Annotated in this window: 14 protein-coding genes; 9 read left to right on the top strand and 5 right to left on the bottom strand. The window is 63.6% G+C overall.

What is annotated here, in order from left to right:
• Window positions 1-6: 6 nt before the first annotated feature.
• The 3 genes from HGI46_RS00710 (at window position 7) to HGI46_RS00700 (ending at window position 2,527) form a co-directional block, all read left to right on the top strand.
• Entirely contained in the window at window positions 7-1,065 is a 1,059-nt protein-coding gene (locus tag HGI46_RS00710) for a PLP-dependent cysteine synthase family protein (RefSeq protein ID WP_168902714.1), read from the top strand.
• Between the two features lie 128 nt (window positions 1,066-1,193).
• Entirely contained in the window at window positions 1,194-2,078 is an 885-nt protein-coding gene (locus HGI46_RS00705) for a hypothetical protein (RefSeq protein WP_168902713.1), read from the top strand.
• Complete coding sequence (locus tag HGI46_RS00700; protein ID WP_118072148.1) at window positions 2,075-2,527, top strand: hypothetical protein; 453 nt, start codon at window positions 2,075-2,077, stop codon at window positions 2,525-2,527. Before HGI46_RS00705 ends, HGI46_RS00700 begins: the two co-directional genes overlap by 4 nt.
• On the opposite strand, the gene HGI46_RS00695 is transcribed toward HGI46_RS00700, so the two are convergent.
• The 5 genes from HGI46_RS00695 to thiL all read right to left on the bottom strand — a co-directional run bounded on the left by HGI46_RS00695 (window position 2,528) and on the right by thiL (window position 8,771).
• Window positions 2,528-3,430, bottom strand: a complete 903-nt coding sequence (locus HGI46_RS00695) for an acyl-CoA thioesterase II (RefSeq protein ID WP_168902712.1) — start codon at window positions 3,428-3,430, stop codon at window positions 2,528-2,530.
• A gap of 45 nt (window positions 3,431-3,475) precedes the next feature.
• A complete protein-coding gene (locus HGI46_RS00690) occupies window positions 3,476-4,357 on the bottom strand; it encodes a transcriptional regulator (protein ID WP_168902711.1) in 882 nt (293 codons plus the stop codon).
• A complete protein-coding gene (locus tag HGI46_RS00685; RefSeq protein WP_168903087.1) occupies window positions 4,354-5,487 on the bottom strand; it encodes a GNAT family N-acetyltransferase in 1,134 nt (377 codons plus the stop codon). Before HGI46_RS00685 ends, HGI46_RS00690 begins: the two co-directional genes overlap by 4 nt.
• Window positions 5,488-5,650: 163 nt before the next feature.
• Entirely contained in the window at window positions 5,651-7,774 is a 2,124-nt protein-coding gene (locus tag HGI46_RS00680) for a sodium-translocating pyrophosphatase (protein ID WP_168902710.1), read from the bottom strand.
• A 121-nt stretch (window positions 7,775-7,895) separates the two neighbouring features.
• Complete coding sequence (thiL, locus tag HGI46_RS00675) at window positions 7,896-8,771, bottom strand: thiamine-phosphate kinase (RefSeq protein ID WP_346766650.1); 876 nt, start codon at window positions 8,769-8,771, stop codon at window positions 7,896-7,898.
• A 106-nt stretch (window positions 8,772-8,877) separates the two neighbouring features.
• Here thiL and HGI46_RS00670 point away from each other — a divergent pair, with 106 nt between their 5' ends.
• The 6 genes from HGI46_RS00670 (at window position 8,878) to HGI46_RS00645 (ending at window position 14,101) form a co-directional block, all read left to right on the top strand.
• The gene (locus tag HGI46_RS00670) at window positions 8,878-10,050 is read left to right on the top strand and encodes an acetyl-CoA C-acetyltransferase (protein WP_118072144.1); all 1,173 of its coding nucleotides are present in this window, start codon (window positions 8,878-8,880) and stop codon (window positions 10,048-10,050) included.
• Between the two features lie 31 nt (window positions 10,051-10,081).
• Window positions 10,082-10,867, top strand: a complete 786-nt coding sequence (locus HGI46_RS00665; RefSeq protein WP_168902708.1) for an SDR family NAD(P)-dependent oxidoreductase — start codon at window positions 10,082-10,084, stop codon at window positions 10,865-10,867.
• Between the two features lie 60 nt (window positions 10,868-10,927).
• Window positions 10,928-11,800, top strand: a complete 873-nt coding sequence (locus HGI46_RS00660; RefSeq protein ID WP_168902707.1) for a crotonase/enoyl-CoA hydratase family protein — start codon at window positions 10,928-10,930, stop codon at window positions 11,798-11,800.
• Window positions 11,797-12,435 (top strand): TetR family transcriptional regulator, encoded by a 639-nt coding sequence (locus tag HGI46_RS00655; RefSeq protein ID WP_118072141.1) that lies wholly within the window; start codon window positions 11,797-11,799, stop codon window positions 12,433-12,435. The genes HGI46_RS00660 and HGI46_RS00655 overlap by 4 nt, the downstream gene beginning before the upstream one ends.
• A 203-nt stretch (window positions 12,436-12,638) precedes the next feature.
• Window positions 12,639-13,097 carry a MarR family winged helix-turn-helix transcriptional regulator gene (locus HGI46_RS00650; RefSeq protein WP_118072140.1) on the top strand — a complete coding sequence of 153 codons (459 nt, stop codon included), beginning with the start codon at window positions 12,639-12,641 and terminating at the stop codon, window positions 13,095-13,097.
• Window positions 13,094-14,101 carry a fumarylacetoacetate hydrolase family protein gene (locus HGI46_RS00645; protein WP_168902706.1) on the top strand — a complete coding sequence of 336 codons (1,008 nt, stop codon included), beginning with the start codon at window positions 13,094-13,096 and terminating at the stop codon, window positions 14,099-14,101. The genes HGI46_RS00650 and HGI46_RS00645 overlap by 4 nt, the downstream gene beginning before the upstream one ends.
• Window positions 14,102-14,119: the final 18 nt, after the last annotated feature.

The raw sequence follows: 14,119 nt of genomic DNA, 5'->3' as shown, positions 1-14,119 counted from the left end.
AGCGTGATGGCAGACCAGCGCAGGGCATGGAGCGACGAGGCCGTGCGCCGGATCGAGGCGGACTTCAACCGCTCTGCCGATACGCACCTGATCCGCGTGGAGCTGCCCAAGTTTCCGGGGATCACGCTCTACCTCAAAGACGAGAGCGTCCATCCGACCGGCAGCCTCAAGCACCGTCTGGCGCGCTCGCTGATCCTCTATGGCTTGTGCAACAACCGCATCGGCCCCGATACCTTGCTGGTCGATGCCACCAGCGGATCAACCGCTGTTTCCGAGGCCTATTTCGCCAAGTTGATTGGCCTGAAATTCGTCGCGGTGATCCCGCGCAGCACTTCGCCTGCGAAGATCGAGGCGATCCGCTTTCACGGTGGCGACGTGCACATGGTCGACAGCGCGGGCGAGATGTACCCTGCGGCCGAACGCCTTGCGGCCGAAGCGGGCGGCCTGTTCCTCGACCAGTTCACTTACGCCGAGCGCGCGACCGACTGGCGCGGCAACAACAACATCGCGCAATCGATCTTCCAGCAGATGGCGCGCGAGGATCATCCGGTGCCGTCGTGGCTTGTCTGCGGGGCGGGGACGGGCGGCACGTCTGCCACGCTTGGCCGCTTCATCCGCTATGGCCGCTACCCGACTCGGCTGTGCGTTGCCGATCCCGAAGGCTCGGTGTTCCACCGCCACCATGCCGACCGCAACGTCACTGCCCCGCCGCCGGGGACGTGCTGCCTGATCGAAGGCATCGGCCGCCCGCGCGTCGAACCGTCGTTCGTGCCGGAGGTGATCGATCGCATGATCGCCGTGCCCGATGCGGCATCGATCGGGGCGATGCGCGCCATTGCCGCGCGGATCGGCAGACCGGTGGGCGGTTCGACCGGAACGAATATCCATGCCTGCCTGCAGCTTGTCGAAGAAATGGCGGCTGCGGGTGAGGTGGGATCGATTGTAACGATCCTGTGTGATTCAGGGCTGCGCTATGCCCAGACCTATTACGATGACGGCTGGCTGGAAGCGCAGGGACTGAACTGGCGCGATTTTGGCGAAAGAGCGACACACTTGCTTAATTAGGGCAAGGTATACGCAAAAATACTATTGACGCGACGGTAACCTATTCTGTTTGGAGCGGTTTCAGGCTGCTGCTGTCTGTTGTCTACAGAAGTTGCATCGAATTTGGATTGAGCCGGGGGGCTAATGGTATGGTGGGGCTGACAATGCGCATGGCGGCACTTCCGCTGGCAGCAGGTCTGCTTCTGGGCCTGTCCGCGCCTGTGCATGCCCAATCCGCCAATGGCGTCGGCTCGCCGTTTGAGCTTGCGTTCTGGCAATCGGTTGCCGGGAGCGACGATCCGGCGGTCTATGATGCCTATCTGCAGCAGTACCCTGCCGGCACATTTGCCGGATTGGCGCGAGCGAAACTGGCCACCTTGCGCAAGGCTTTGTCCCTGCCTGCACCAGTCGCGCCAACGCCCGCTCCCGTTGTTGCGCCGGCTGCTGCCACTGCGGCCATGGCGCCGGCCGTTGCGACAGTGATTTCGCCGCCACCTGCCGCCGCGCCGCCGTCGTCGCCGCTCCTTGCGGAACCAAAGCCGGCAGTGGTTGCAGCGCCAAAGGCCGCCGTTGCGGAAGCCTCTGACGCGACCAGCGATGCAAATCTCCTGCTTGAACTCGCACGTTCGCAGGAAGTTGGTAGCGGCACGGACCGGGTCGTGGCTGCTAATGGTTTTGCGCTGCCCCAGCGGCCGGTTCTGGCCGACATTGCCGACCTGCCATTGCCGACCTCTTTCTGCTCGGCCGAACAACGCAATGCGTTCTACGAGACTCGCTACAAGCCGTATCTTGATCTAGCTCGTGCCAACAACGATGCGGCAATTGCCCATATGCAGAAGCTGCAGCAGGCCTATGACAGCTACCAGCTCTCCCGCGATCCCTCACCGATGAACGCGCTGGCTGCCGAGGCCAGTTCCTATCAGCAGCAAGTTGCCGCCGGCACTTATGCGCGGCAGGCGGCGGTGGTTCGCCAGTTTGACCAGATCATGGCCTTGCCGGTCACGACTTGCCAGATCGCGACGGCAACGAAATGAGGCGCGCAGTGGAACTGGTGATGGCGTGCGTGCTGCTGGCAGCGAATCCGGCTCACGCAGAAACGTGCCTTGATCGAGAGACGATCACCGCCGCGCGCGTGCACGAATTCGAGACGATGATGATGGCGGTCACCCTGCGCTGCAAGGCGATCGGGACCGACATCGGCCCGGTCATGGAAGCCATGATGGGCACGCATCGCCCGATCTTTGCGGCGGCGGACCGGCGCATGCGTGCATTCTTCGCGCCGCAGAAGCGTGCGTACGAAAGCTATTCCACGCAACTGGGCAACCGCTATGGCGGCGGCGCGACCGATGCTGCTAATTGCCACCGTTTCGAGAAGGTGGCGAGGGAGCTTGCCGGCCAACCGGGCGTGACGTCGCTTGGCCGGGTGGTCTTCGCGATGATCGACAAGCCCCGCATCGCCGGGGCCGTCTGTTCGAAGCCTTGATCAGTAGGAAGACTTTTTTGGTTCGATCGGTCGGATCAGGCCTTCCTGCGCCACGCTGGCCACCAGCCGACCGTCCTGCGTGTAGATCCGCCCGCGATTGAAACCGCGCGCGCGGCCCGCCCAAGGGCTGTCGCAGGCATAGAGCAGCCATTCGTCCGCGCGGAAATCGTCGTGGAACCAAATCGCATGATCCAGGCTTGCCCCCATCAGGTTGCCTTTTGACCAGCTGATGTCGTGCGGAAGAGTGGAAGTACCAAGCAAGGTCATGTCGCTGGCATAGGCCAGGACCGCACGGTGGATGCGGGGATCGTCGGGCAGCGCTCCGACCGAGCGGAACCAGGTATGGGCACGCGGCTCCTGCGGGCCATTGTTCATCCAGTGCCGGGCCTCGATCGGGCGTAGCTCTATCGGCCGTGGTTGCAGCATTTGCTGGCGCTGCCTCTCGGGCATCTTCGCGGCATAGCGCAGGCGCAACTCGCTTTCGCTGGCAAGGTCGTCCGGCCCGACAACCTGGGGCATCGGTTCTGCATGGTGCCGCCCGTCTTCGCGCCTGTGGAACGAAGCGACCATGTTGAGAATCGGCTTGCCCAGCTGGCTGGCCACGACGCGGCGATTGGAAAAGCTGCCCCCATCCAGATCGCGCTCGACCTTGAAGTCGATCTCGTGATCCTCGTTCCCCCCACGCAGAAAATAGGCGTGGAGCGAATGGACGGGCCGGTCGGCCGGCACGGTGCGTTCTGCACTCGCCAAGGCCTGCCCGATCACCTGGCCGCCGAACACGCGGCCGACGCCGCCGATCTTGCGACGGCCCTCGAAGCGGTCGCCGCCGTGGTCCTTCACGTCGAGAAGGTCGAGCAGCCTTTCGACCAGTTCCTGCGGAGTCGGTTTATCAGAGTCGGTCATGCCAGCGCGATGGACGTGGCTGCCGTTTACGTCAACGGGATCAATTCAGCGCAGGCCACGCGCCTTGGCGTAGAGCCGCCAGCACAGCGCCTTGGCGCGGTTGCCGTCCGGCCAGCGCCCGGGTGGGCGCGGCTTCATGCCAAACTTGCGCAGCAACCCGTTGAAGGCGCGCGCGTCTGCTTCGGCAAAGCTCCATTCGGATCGCCACGTGATCGACAGGGATACCGACGGCTGTGGGCCGTTGCGGACAAAATGGGGCGACATGACCGGCACGTAGAGCGCTTCGCCCGGGGACAGCGGCCAGTCCTTGCCGCTGGCGAGCAGCTCATCGCGCCAGAAAAGTTCGCGCCCGCCGCCGGTGTGATAGGTTTCGTGGGTTTCGTCCGGGGCGAAGCGGGCATCGCCTGCGGGAAACATCGTCATGACCTTTGATCCCATGACTTGCAGGAGGATGTTGTGCTCGGGGTCGAAGTGATAGGGTGTCACGCCGCCCGGGCTGGTGACGAAGATGAAGCCTTGCGGCTTGAGCATTGCGCCGGTGCGCTGCTCGATCACCGGGCGCAGTTCGTCGAGAAGGCTGGCGAGAAGTTCCGCATAGGCTGGGTTCTGCTCGATGTTCTTGAGGGCGGCCCAGCTGCCGGTGGATGCGATGTTGCGGATCGTCTCGCCGATGCCGATGCCGTTGGCAGGCGCCTTTTCACCGTTGAGGCCCAATGGCAAAGCCGCGCGATTGTATTCGACCGAGCGTTCCGGCAGGGCCTCGCCCAGGATCGCAAGGGAATCGAGCTGCATCAGCGGGTGCATGCCCAGCCGGTGGACCAGCTTGTGCGGCACTTCGGGGTAGGACGCGGCGAAAGCGGCGCGGGACGTCTCGTCAAACGCATCGAGAGGCGCAGATCCATCTGCAAAGGCAGTCTGTTCGTTCATCGGCCAAGTCCGACAGGATTGCGCCCCAGTTCGAGCGACAGGAGAGTTTCGAAGAGCTTGCGCCGGACGCCACCGCCGATTGCTACCGAAATCCGGCCAATCGGGCGGCGCTCGGTCCACAGGCTGTCGATCATCGGATGATCGGGTGCGGCGCAACTGTCGCACCAGGCGATGTCCGGTCGCGAGAGGAGCGCGAGGTTTTCACGCTGCAACAAGACGCCGGGAGAGTAGCGCGAAAAGTTCTCGTCGAAGGCCGTCTTGTAGGAAAAGCTGCCTGGCGGCGTCAGGAAGTTCGCTAGCATGGCGATGGGGTGGCCGTCGAGCGTGAGGGCGAGGCGTTCGAGCCTGCCGATGGCTGCCGCGCCTTCGAGAGCCTTGCGGAACAAGGTCTCTGTCTCCCGCGCGCAGGCCATGGCGCTGTTGCTGGCGCCCTTCCAGCCGCGCTTCTCAAGCTCCAGAAAGGCGGCAATCCAGCCGTCCAGTTCGACGCCGTCCTGATGGCGCTGCACGTCCAGCTCGCCTTGTTCGGCGAGCCGAGCATGCTGGCGACGCAGCTCCTTGCGCTTCTTCCCTGTCAGCGCCCGCTCCAGATAGAGTTCCGGGTTGAGGGGGGAATGCAGCAGCGCGCGTTGCTCGCGCATGACCAGCGAGGCCTTTCGGCCCTGTGCCTCCGCAAGATCGAACAGAGCTTCGGTAAGCGGTTGCTCCAGCGGCATGGCGGCAAGATGAAGAAACAGCGCCTGTTCGCTCGCCGCCTGCTTGTCGGCCCATTGCAGCAGTGCCTGCCAGAACAGAGCCTCGCACCCTGCCCGCACCAGGGGCGCGCCCAGAAAAGCGTTGGGATGAAGCCATATCGTGAGGTGCGGAAGCGGCCAGCGGCCATAGCGGCGCGGTTTGGCAAGCGGCATCAATCCGACCAGTTCGCCACCGGATTCAACTGTAAGCAGCCGCCTGTTTCCGTCGGTGTCGAATGCCTCCAAGGAGGGGATCAGATACCACGGTTCGAGGAACGGATTGGGTGTTGAGGCACTGTCGGCCAAGGCCTGCCACTGCGCGCGCCGTCCTGCCTCGGTCCACTCGCGCCACGCCCGCACCGACGCGACCGCCGCGCCCGGTTGTGTAAGCGGCATGGGCAGACTTGCCGTGGTGAATGTCGCGACGTTCAAGGTTCCGGGTCTCCGCTCCCGGCCTTAGGGGGAATGCGCGAAAACTCGGTTAACAAGCCAGCAAAGAAACACCCCGCCCGGATTGCTCCGGACGGGGTGTCCTCTCCCCAACTTGGGCGTTGGTTGCTTATCCCACAGCGTTGCTGGCAAGTGCCGCGAGCAGCAGCAGCGCAACGATGTTGGTGATCTTGATCATCGGGTTCACGGCGGGGCCAGCGGTGTCCTTGTAGGGATCGCCCACGGTGTCACCCGTGACTGCGGCCTTGTGTGCGTCAGAGCCCTTGCCGCCGTGGTTGCCGTCTTCGATGTACTTCTTCGCATTGTCCCATGCGCCGCCGCCCGAGGTCATCGAGATGGCGACGAATAGACCGCCGACGATCACGCCGAGCAGCAGTGCGCCAAGCGCGGCAAAGCCGTTGGCCTGGCCTGCTACGGCGGCGATCACGAAGTAGACCGCAATCGGGGCCAGCACCGGCAGCAGCGAAGGCACGATCATTTCCTTGATCGCGGCCTTGGTCACGAGGTCCACGGTGCGGGCATAGTCGGGCTTGCTGGTGCCTTCCATGATGCCCTTGTTGCTGGCGAACTGCTCGCGCACGTCGACCACCACGTCGCCTGCCGCGCGGCCCACTGCCGTCATGCCCATCGCACCGAACAGGTACGGCAGGAGCGCGCCGAGCAGCAGCCCGACGATGACATAGGGATTTTCGAGGCTGAAGCTGACCGCAAGGTTCGGGAAGAACTCCTTGAGGTCGGTGGTGTAGGCGGCGAACAGCACCAGCGCGGCAAGGCCGGCCGAGCCGATGGCATAGCCCTTGGTCACGGCCTTGGTGGTGTTGCCCACCGCGTCCAGAGCGTCGGTCTTGTCACGCACCGAATCGTCGAGGCCGGCCATTTCGGCAATGCCGCCGGCGTTGTCGGTGACAGGGCCATAGGCGTCCAATGCCACGACCATGCCGGCAAGCGCCAACATTGCGGTTGCCGCATAGGCAATGCCGATCAGCCCGGCGAGCTGGTAGGCAATGATGATGCCGGCGCAGATCACGACCGTGGGCATCGCAGTCGATTCAAGGCTGATGGCCAGACCCTGGATGACGTTGGTGCCGTGGCCGGTTTCCGACGACTTGGCGATCGAGCGCACCGGGCGGTAGTTGGTGCCGGTGTAGTACTCGGTGATCCAGATGATCAGGCCGGTGATGACCAGGCCGAGCAGCGAGCAGTAGAACAGCACGCGGCCGGTGAACGTCACCGTATTGTCGAGGATGGTGTAGCTCATCGGCGTTTCCATGTCCCCGAGGGCATAGGAAATCGCCCACCAGATCGCACCGACGGACAGGACGGCGGTGACAAGGAAGCCCTTGTACATCGCGCCCATGATGTTGTTGGAGGAGCCGAGCTTGACGAAATAGGTGCCGATGATCGAGGTGACGATGCAGACACCGCCGATCAGCAGCGGCAGGGCCATCATCGCGCCGAGCGCATCGCCGAGGCCCTTGAGCAGCAGCGCGGTCAGCACCATGGTTGCGCCCACGGTCACGACATAGGTCTCGAACAGGTCGGCGGCCATGCCGGCGCAGTCGCCGACATTGTCGCCCACGTTGTCGGCGATCACGGCCGGGTTGCGCGGATCGTCTTCGGGGATGCCTGCTTCCACCTTGCCGACGAGGTCGGCGCCGACGTCTGCGGCCTTGGTGAAGATGCCGCCGCCAAGGCGCGCGAAGATCGAGATCAGCGAGGCACCGAACGCGAGGGCGACGAGGCCATCGACCACCGTGCGGTCATCGCCACCCACGGTGTAACCGGCGATGTCGGTGAGGTAGTGGTAGAACACTGCGATCGCGAGCAAGGCGAGGCCCGCCACCAGCATGCCGGTGATGGCGCCAGCGCGGAAGGCAAGGGTCAGCCCGGCCTGCAGGCCGTTCTGTGCAGCGGCTGCCGTGCGCACGTTTGAGCGCACCGAGATGTTCATCCCGATGAAGCCCGCGACGCCCGACAGCACCGCGCCGATCACGAAGCCCGTGGCGGAGATCGCTCCGAGGGTGGCTGCGATGATGACGGCGACGACCACGCCGACGATCGCAATGGTGGTGTACTGGCGCTTGAGATAGGCCTGCGCGCCTTCCTGGATGGCGGCGGCGATTTCCTGCATCTTGGCGTTGCCCGCTGGTGCGCCGAGCACCTGGCGGCTGGTTACGAAGCCATAAACGACGGCAAGCAACCCGAGTATTATCGATAATACGACTAGGTTCACGTTGGCATCCCCCTTTATGTCCGGTGCCACGAATGGCCCGTCCCCGTCGTTGCGGGTGGGCGAGAAGCTATCGTTTTATTTCTGACCCGCAAGCCCTTCCATGACCTTGGTCAAAGGGTTTTTAATCGTGCATATAACCCAGATTGCCATGCGGCACTGCACCATCGACGATAACAGGTGATGACGTCAGCGCCTGCGCGACCCCTATGCGATGGGCGGCGACAGGCGGGGAAATTCCGGCGGGCAGCGTGAACAGCAGTTCGTAGTCATCGCCCCAGCGCATAGCTTCGTCCCGGCGAACGTCGGGCAGGGCGACAGGGAAGGGCACTGCGTCGCCAGCAAGGGCAAAGGTCACGCCGCTGGCCTGCGCCATGCGCGCGGCGTCGATCAGCAGGCCGTCGGAAACGTCCATCATTGCGGTTGCCAGCGGAGCAAGTGCCCGGCCTTCGGCAAGGCGCGGCAAGGGCCTTCGGAAGGCGATGCTGTCACGGCCGGTCCCGTCCCGCAGTGCCTCGAACCCCAGCATCGCCGCACCAACCGGCCCGGTCAGCCAGAGGGTATCGCCCGCCTTCGCCCCGCTGCGCGAAGGCACGGGTGAAAAGGTCGCGCGTCCCAGCGCTGTCAGTCCCAGGCTGCGCGGCCCTGTGCCGCTGACGGTGTCGCCACCGAGCAGGGGCACGCCGAATGCCTGCAACGCCTCGCCAAGCCCGGCAACGAAGCGCGTATCCTCCTCGCCCAGCGTGAAGCCCAGCAAGACGCCGACCGGTTCCGCTCCCTTTGCCGCAAGGTCGGACAAGTTGGTCGCCAACAGTTTCCACGCGACGTCGGCCATGTCCTGCCCCGGCAGCCAGTGCACGCCCTCGACCATCATGTCGTGAGTCAGCACCAGCGTCTCGCCCCCGAATGGCAGCACAGCGCAGTCGTCGGCCAGCCCGCGCGCCGCGGGGTGCAGGGCCAGCGCGCGCATCGCCGCGATCAGGTCGGATTCCTTGCTCACGCCCCGGTCTATGGGGCGCGCTGCCGAACCGCACAAGCCCGCTTGACCAGCGCTATATCGCCCCTTAATCGTTCGATTAAAGAAGTATCGAGAGGAGTCGGAACACATGGCTACAGCCTATATCGTCGACGCAGTGCGCACGGCCGGAGGACGCCGTGGTGGACGGCTTGCGGGCGTTCACCCGGTCGATCTCGCCGCGCGCAGCCTCGATGCCATCATCGCTCGCACCGGCATCGATCCGACAGCGGTTGACGACGTGATCATGGGCTGCGTCACCCAGGCCGGGCAGCAGGCGATGCAGGTCGGCCGTAACGCGGTGCTCGCATCGAAGCTCTTGCCGCAATCGACGCCTGCGGTGACCATCGACCGCCAGTGCGGCTCATCGCAGCAGGCGATCCAGTTCGCCGCGCAGGCGGTGATGTCGGGCGTGCAGGACGTGGTCATCGCCTCGGGCGTGGAAAGCATGAGCCGCGTGCCGATGGGCTCGAACGCCACGTTCCACATGAAGGAGGGCCTCGGCCACTACAAGTCGCCCGGCCTGGACGAGAAGTATCCTGGCATCATGTTCTCGCAGTTCATGGGCGCGGAAATGATCGTCAAGAAGCACGGCTTCACCAAGGACGACCTCGACCGCTTCTCGCTGAACAGCCACCAGAAGGCCATCGCCGCAACGAATGCCCAGGCTTTTGCGGGCGAGATCGTGCCGGTTGAAATCGAGACTCCCGAAGGCCCCGCGATGCACACCGTGGACGAAGGCATCCGCTTCGATGCGACGCTCGAAGGCATTGCCGGGGTCAAGTTGCTCAGCCCCGAAGGATCGCTCACCGCTGCCAGCTCCAGCCAGATCTGCGACGGATCGAGCGCCGTGCTGGTCGTCTCCGAAGCCGCCCTGAAGGCGCATGGCCTTACGCCGTTGGCGCGCATCCACAATTTGACGGTGACAGCAGGTGATCCGGTGATCATGCTCGAGGAACCGCTTTTCGCCACGGACCGAGCGTTGCAGCGGGCCGGCATGAAGATCTCGGACATTGACCTGTACGAGGTAAACGAGGCCTTCGCTTCAGTGCCGATGGCCTGGCTCAAGCACACCGGCGCGGACCCCGAAAAGCTCAACGTCAACGGCGGCGCGATTGCGCTCGGTCACCCGCTCGGCGCGTCGGGCACGAAGCTCATGGCCACGTTGGTTCATGCCTTGCGCGCGCGTGGCGGGAAGTATGGCCTGCAGACGATGTGCGAAGGTGGCGGCGTTGCCAACGTCACCATCATCGAAGCTCTTTGATTTTTCAGCCCTTTAGAGAGGATAACTCGCAATGAAGCTCGACAATACCGTTGCTGCCGTGGTTACCGGCGGCGCTTCCGGCCTCGGCGCTGCCACCGCTCGTGCCCTTGCTGCCAAGGGCGTCAAGGTCGCCATCTTCGATCTGCAGAAGGAAAAGGGCGAAGCCATGGCTGCCGAGATCGGCGGCGTGTTCTGCGAAGTGAACGTGACCAGCGACGAGAGCGTCGATGCCGGCTTCGTCAAGGCTCGCGCTGCGCATGGCCAGGAGCGCATCCTCGTCAACTGCGCCGGGACCGGCAACGCGATCAAGACTGCCAGCCGATCGAAGGAAACCGGCGAAATCAAGCACTTCCCGATGGATGCGTTCAACTGGATCATCCAGATCAACCTCGTCGGCACCTTCCGCTGCATCGCCAAGTCGGCCGCCGGTATGATGACGCTCGATCCCTGCGACGAGTTCGGTGAGCGTGGCGCCATCGTCAACACCGCCTCGGTCGCTGCCGAAGACGGCCAGATGGGCCAGGCTGCATACTCGGCCTCAAAGGGCGGCGTTGTCGGCATGACCCTGCCGATCGCACGCGACCTGATGAGCGAGGGCATCCGCGTCAACACGATCCTGCCGGGCATCTTCAACACCCCGCTGCTGCAGGGTGCGCCCCAGAACGTGAAGGATGCGCTCGCCGCATCCGTGCCGTTCCCCAAGCGCCTCGGCATGCCGGAAGAGTATGCCAACCTCGCCATGTGCATGATCGAAACCGGCTACTTCAACGGCGAGGACGTTCGCCTTGATGGCGCCATTCGCATGGCACCGCGCTGATGTGAATTGAATGTGAGGGGCGGGGCACGAACCCCGCCTCCATCGTCTCGGGAGAGTTTTGTGGCCGACTACACGCAGATCAAGCTCGACATCGCCGATGGCATCGCAACAATCACGCTGCACCGCCCGGAAAAGATGAACGCCTATACCGGCACGATGATGAACGAGATGATCGACGCGTTCGATCGCACCGATGCCGATGACAGCGTCCGCGCGGTCATCGTCACCGGGGCAGGGGACCGTGCGTTCTGTGCCGGGGCTGATCTCACACCCAGTGACGGCAAGCACGTTTTCTCCAGCGGCGATACGGTGGAAGACCTGTCCGATCCCCGCGTGCGAGACGGCGGCGGCATGATCACCTTGCGCATCTATCAGTCCAAGAAGCCCGTGATCGGCGCGATCAACGGCGCGGCGGTGGGCGTCGGCGTAACCATGCAATTGCCGATGGACATCCGCCTCGCCTCGACCAAGGCGCGCTTTGGCCTTGTCTTTGCCCGTCGCGGCATCGTGCCCGAAGCGGCCTCGAGCTGGTTCCTGCCGCGCATCGTCGGCCTGCCTCAGGCGCTGGAATGGTGCATGACCGGCCGTGTTTTCGATGCTGAGGAAGCCCTGCGTGGCGGCCTTGTCCGCTCGCTGCATGAACCCGATGACCTGATGCCGGCCGCAATCGCGCTCGCACGCGAGATTGCCGACAACACCAGCGCGGTCTCGGTCGCGATGACCCGCGCGATGCTGTGGCACAACCCGTCGCTGTCGCACCCGATGGAGGCGCACCGGGTCGACAGCAGGGCAATCTATACCCTTTCGCGGGGTGCCGATGCCGCTGAAGGCATCGCGAGTTTCCTTGAAAAACGCGCTCCCCGCTACCCCGGACGCGTTTCTTCGGATATGCCTGCGTTTTATCCGTTTTGGAATGAGCCGGGTTGGGAATGAATACGGAAGTGTCAAAGGGGGAAAGCCTGGAAACGCCGGGCGCACGCGAGCAGCTTCTGCAGACCGCGTCGACCATCATGCGCGAGGGGGACGTGGTCGATATCTCCCTCTCGGAACTGAGCCTTCGGTCCGGGCTGAACTCCGCGTTGGTGAAGTACTACTTCGGCAACAAGGCGGGCATGCTCAAGGCCTTGCTCGACCGCGACATGGAAAACATCGTCAAGTCGGTCGACGCGTTGCTTGCCAAGGACGACATGAGCCCCGAGGCAAAGCTGAGGCTGCACATCTCCAAGTGCATCGATACCTACTTCGATTACCCGTACCTCAATCGCTTGCTGATGCGGCTGGTTCGCGACAGCGACGAAGCTGAAGCGAAGCGAATCGCTGACCAGTATCTGCTGCCGCTGCATCGCGCCTACAACCGGTTCATCGGCGATGGCGTGAAGGCTGGCGTGTTCCGGCCGATCAACCCGCAACTGTTCTACTTCACCGTTACCGGTGCGGCCGATCGCTTCTTCTCGGCACGTCTGGTGCTGAAGCACTGCTTCGATCAGGACACTCTGACCGAGGAACTGCGCGACAGCTACCGCGAGCACACGGTCGATTTCATCATGGCCGGTATCCTCGCACACTGAACGGAATTGCATTGTCGAACGGGTGCAGCATGAAACCATGCTGCACCCTTGGTGCTGCTCTGCGCGCTAAAGCTGGAGGCATGGCAGCATAAAGAAAATGTCGTCTAGCGTCTCTGAGCGCATTGATCTAACGCGCACGCCGCCGCTTGGTGTCATAATATTTCGCTCTTGCGCATCAGGCTGGTTTCATGTGATACGAAATCATGCCCGGAACACAAACGCGCCTCACCGACTTCATGCCCTACCGTATGGCCATCACCTCGAATGCGGTGAGTGGGCTTATCGCGGGCGAGTATCGCAGCGAATTCGGCCTGAAGATTCCCGAATGGCGGATCATGGCCGTATTGGGTGACGCTGGGGCCCTGACCCAACGCGATCTGGTCCGAGCTACGTTGATGGACAAGGTCGCCGTCAATCGCGCGTGCAAGGTGCTTGAGGAGCGGGGACTGGTCCAGCGCAGCCCGAACGAGCAGGACGGGCGCTCTCATCATCTTGAACTGACGACGTCGGGATGCGAGCTGCACGGCAGGATCTGGCCGCAGGCGTTCGAGATGTACCAGAAGATTTTCTCGGCCATATCGCCGCGTGAACAGGAAAAGCTGCGCGCCATCCTCGAGAAGCTGCTGAAAGCTGCCCGCACGCTCGAAGGCGACGAGAAGTGAAGCTCGCATCGCTGCCGCAGGGACGCGACGGTCGGCTGATCGTCGTGTCGAACGACCTTGCCTGGTATGCCGACGCCGATCACATCGTACCGACGATGCAGGCCCTGCTGGATGACTGGGACCGCTACTTCCCCTTGGTCGAAGCGCTATCCATCGAGCTTGCGCACGAAGCCATTCCGCGCAAGCGGTTCCACGAGCGCGAAGCGTGCGCCCCGTTGCCCCGCGCCTACCAGTGGGCCGATGGCAGCGCCTACGTCAACCACGTCGAACTCGTCCGCAAGGCACGGGGGGCGGAACTGCCGGAAAGCTTCTGGACCGATCCACTGATGTATCAGGGTGGAAGCGACGATCTGCGTGGTGGCCGCGAACCGCTTGTCCTGGCGGACGAAGCATGGGGTTGCGACTTCGAGGCCGAGATCGTCGTCGTAACCGGTGACGTTCCCCAGGGCGTTGCCCCGGACGAAGCTCTCAAGCACATTCGTCTCGTCGGCCTGGTGAACGACGTATCCTTGCGCAATCTTATTCCGGGCGAACTCGCCAAGGGGTTCGGCTTTGTTCAGTCGAAACCTGCCAGCCACTTTTCGCCAGCGTTCGTGACGCCCGCCAGCCTTGGTGAGGCGTGGAACAGCGGCAAGCTGTCAAGGACCCTGGCAGTCGATCTCAATGGCCAGCCATTCGGGCGGGTCGAGGCAGGCGAGGAATGCACCTTCGATTTTGGCGTGCTGATCGCGCATCTTGCAAAGACCCGCAGTCTGGGGGCAGGGACGATCATCGGCTCAGGCACGGTGTCCAATCGCGATCCCGATGGCTCGCCCGGCCGCCCTGTTTCGCAAGGCGGCAAGGGGTACGCCTGCATTGCCGAACAGCGCATGGTCGAAACGATTAGCACTGGCCAGCCTTCGACACCGTTCCTGAAGTGGGGCGATACGGTGCGCATCGAAGTGCGCGATGCGAAGGGCAAGAGCATTTTCGGCGCAATCGACCAGACCGTCACCCGCGCCTGATAGAATTATGCTGAGAAA

It is taken from the genome of Novosphingobium sp. ERW19, from assembly GCF_012641315.1.
GTDB lineage: Bacteria > Pseudomonadota > Alphaproteobacteria > Sphingomonadales > Sphingomonadaceae > Novosphingobium.
The sequence above is the reverse complement of the archived record's forward strand: the minus strand, read 5'-3'. Positions and strand labels throughout refer to the sequence as shown.

Bases quoted from the DNA above. Each gene is read 5' to 3' on its own strand.
- HGI46_RS00710 (WP_168902714.1), top strand. From the start codon at position 7: ATGGCAGACCAGCGCAGGGCATGGAGCGACGAGGCCGTGCGCCGGATC.
- HGI46_RS00705 (WP_168902713.1), top strand. From the start codon at position 1,194: ATGGTGGGGCTGACAATGCGCATGGCGGCACTTCCGCTGGCAGCAGGT.
- HGI46_RS00700 (WP_118072148.1), top strand. From the start codon at position 2,075: ATGAGGCGCGCAGTGGAACTGGTGATGGCGTGCGTGCTGCTGGCAGCG.
- HGI46_RS00695 (WP_168902712.1), bottom strand. From the start codon at position 3,430: ATGACCGACTCTGATAAACCGACTCCGCAGGAACTGGTCGAAAGGCTG.
- HGI46_RS00690 (WP_168902711.1), bottom strand. From the start codon at position 4,357: ATGAACGAACAGACTGCCTTTGCAGATGGATCTGCGCCTCTCGATGCG.
- HGI46_RS00685 (WP_168903087.1), bottom strand. From the start codon at position 5,487: ATGCCGCTTACACAACCGGGCGCGGCGGTCGCGTCGGTGCGGGCGTGG.
- HGI46_RS00670 (WP_118072144.1), top strand. From the start codon at position 8,878: ATGGCTACAGCCTATATCGTCGACGCAGTGCGCACGGCCGGAGGACGC.
- HGI46_RS00665 (WP_168902708.1), top strand. From the start codon at position 10,082: ATGAAGCTCGACAATACCGTTGCTGCCGTGGTTACCGGCGGCGCTTCC.
- HGI46_RS00655 (WP_118072141.1), top strand. From the start codon at position 11,797: ATGAATACGGAAGTGTCAAAGGGGGAAAGCCTGGAAACGCCGGGCGCA.
- HGI46_RS00650 (WP_118072140.1), top strand. From the start codon at position 12,639: ATGCCCGGAACACAAACGCGCCTCACCGACTTCATGCCCTACCGTATG.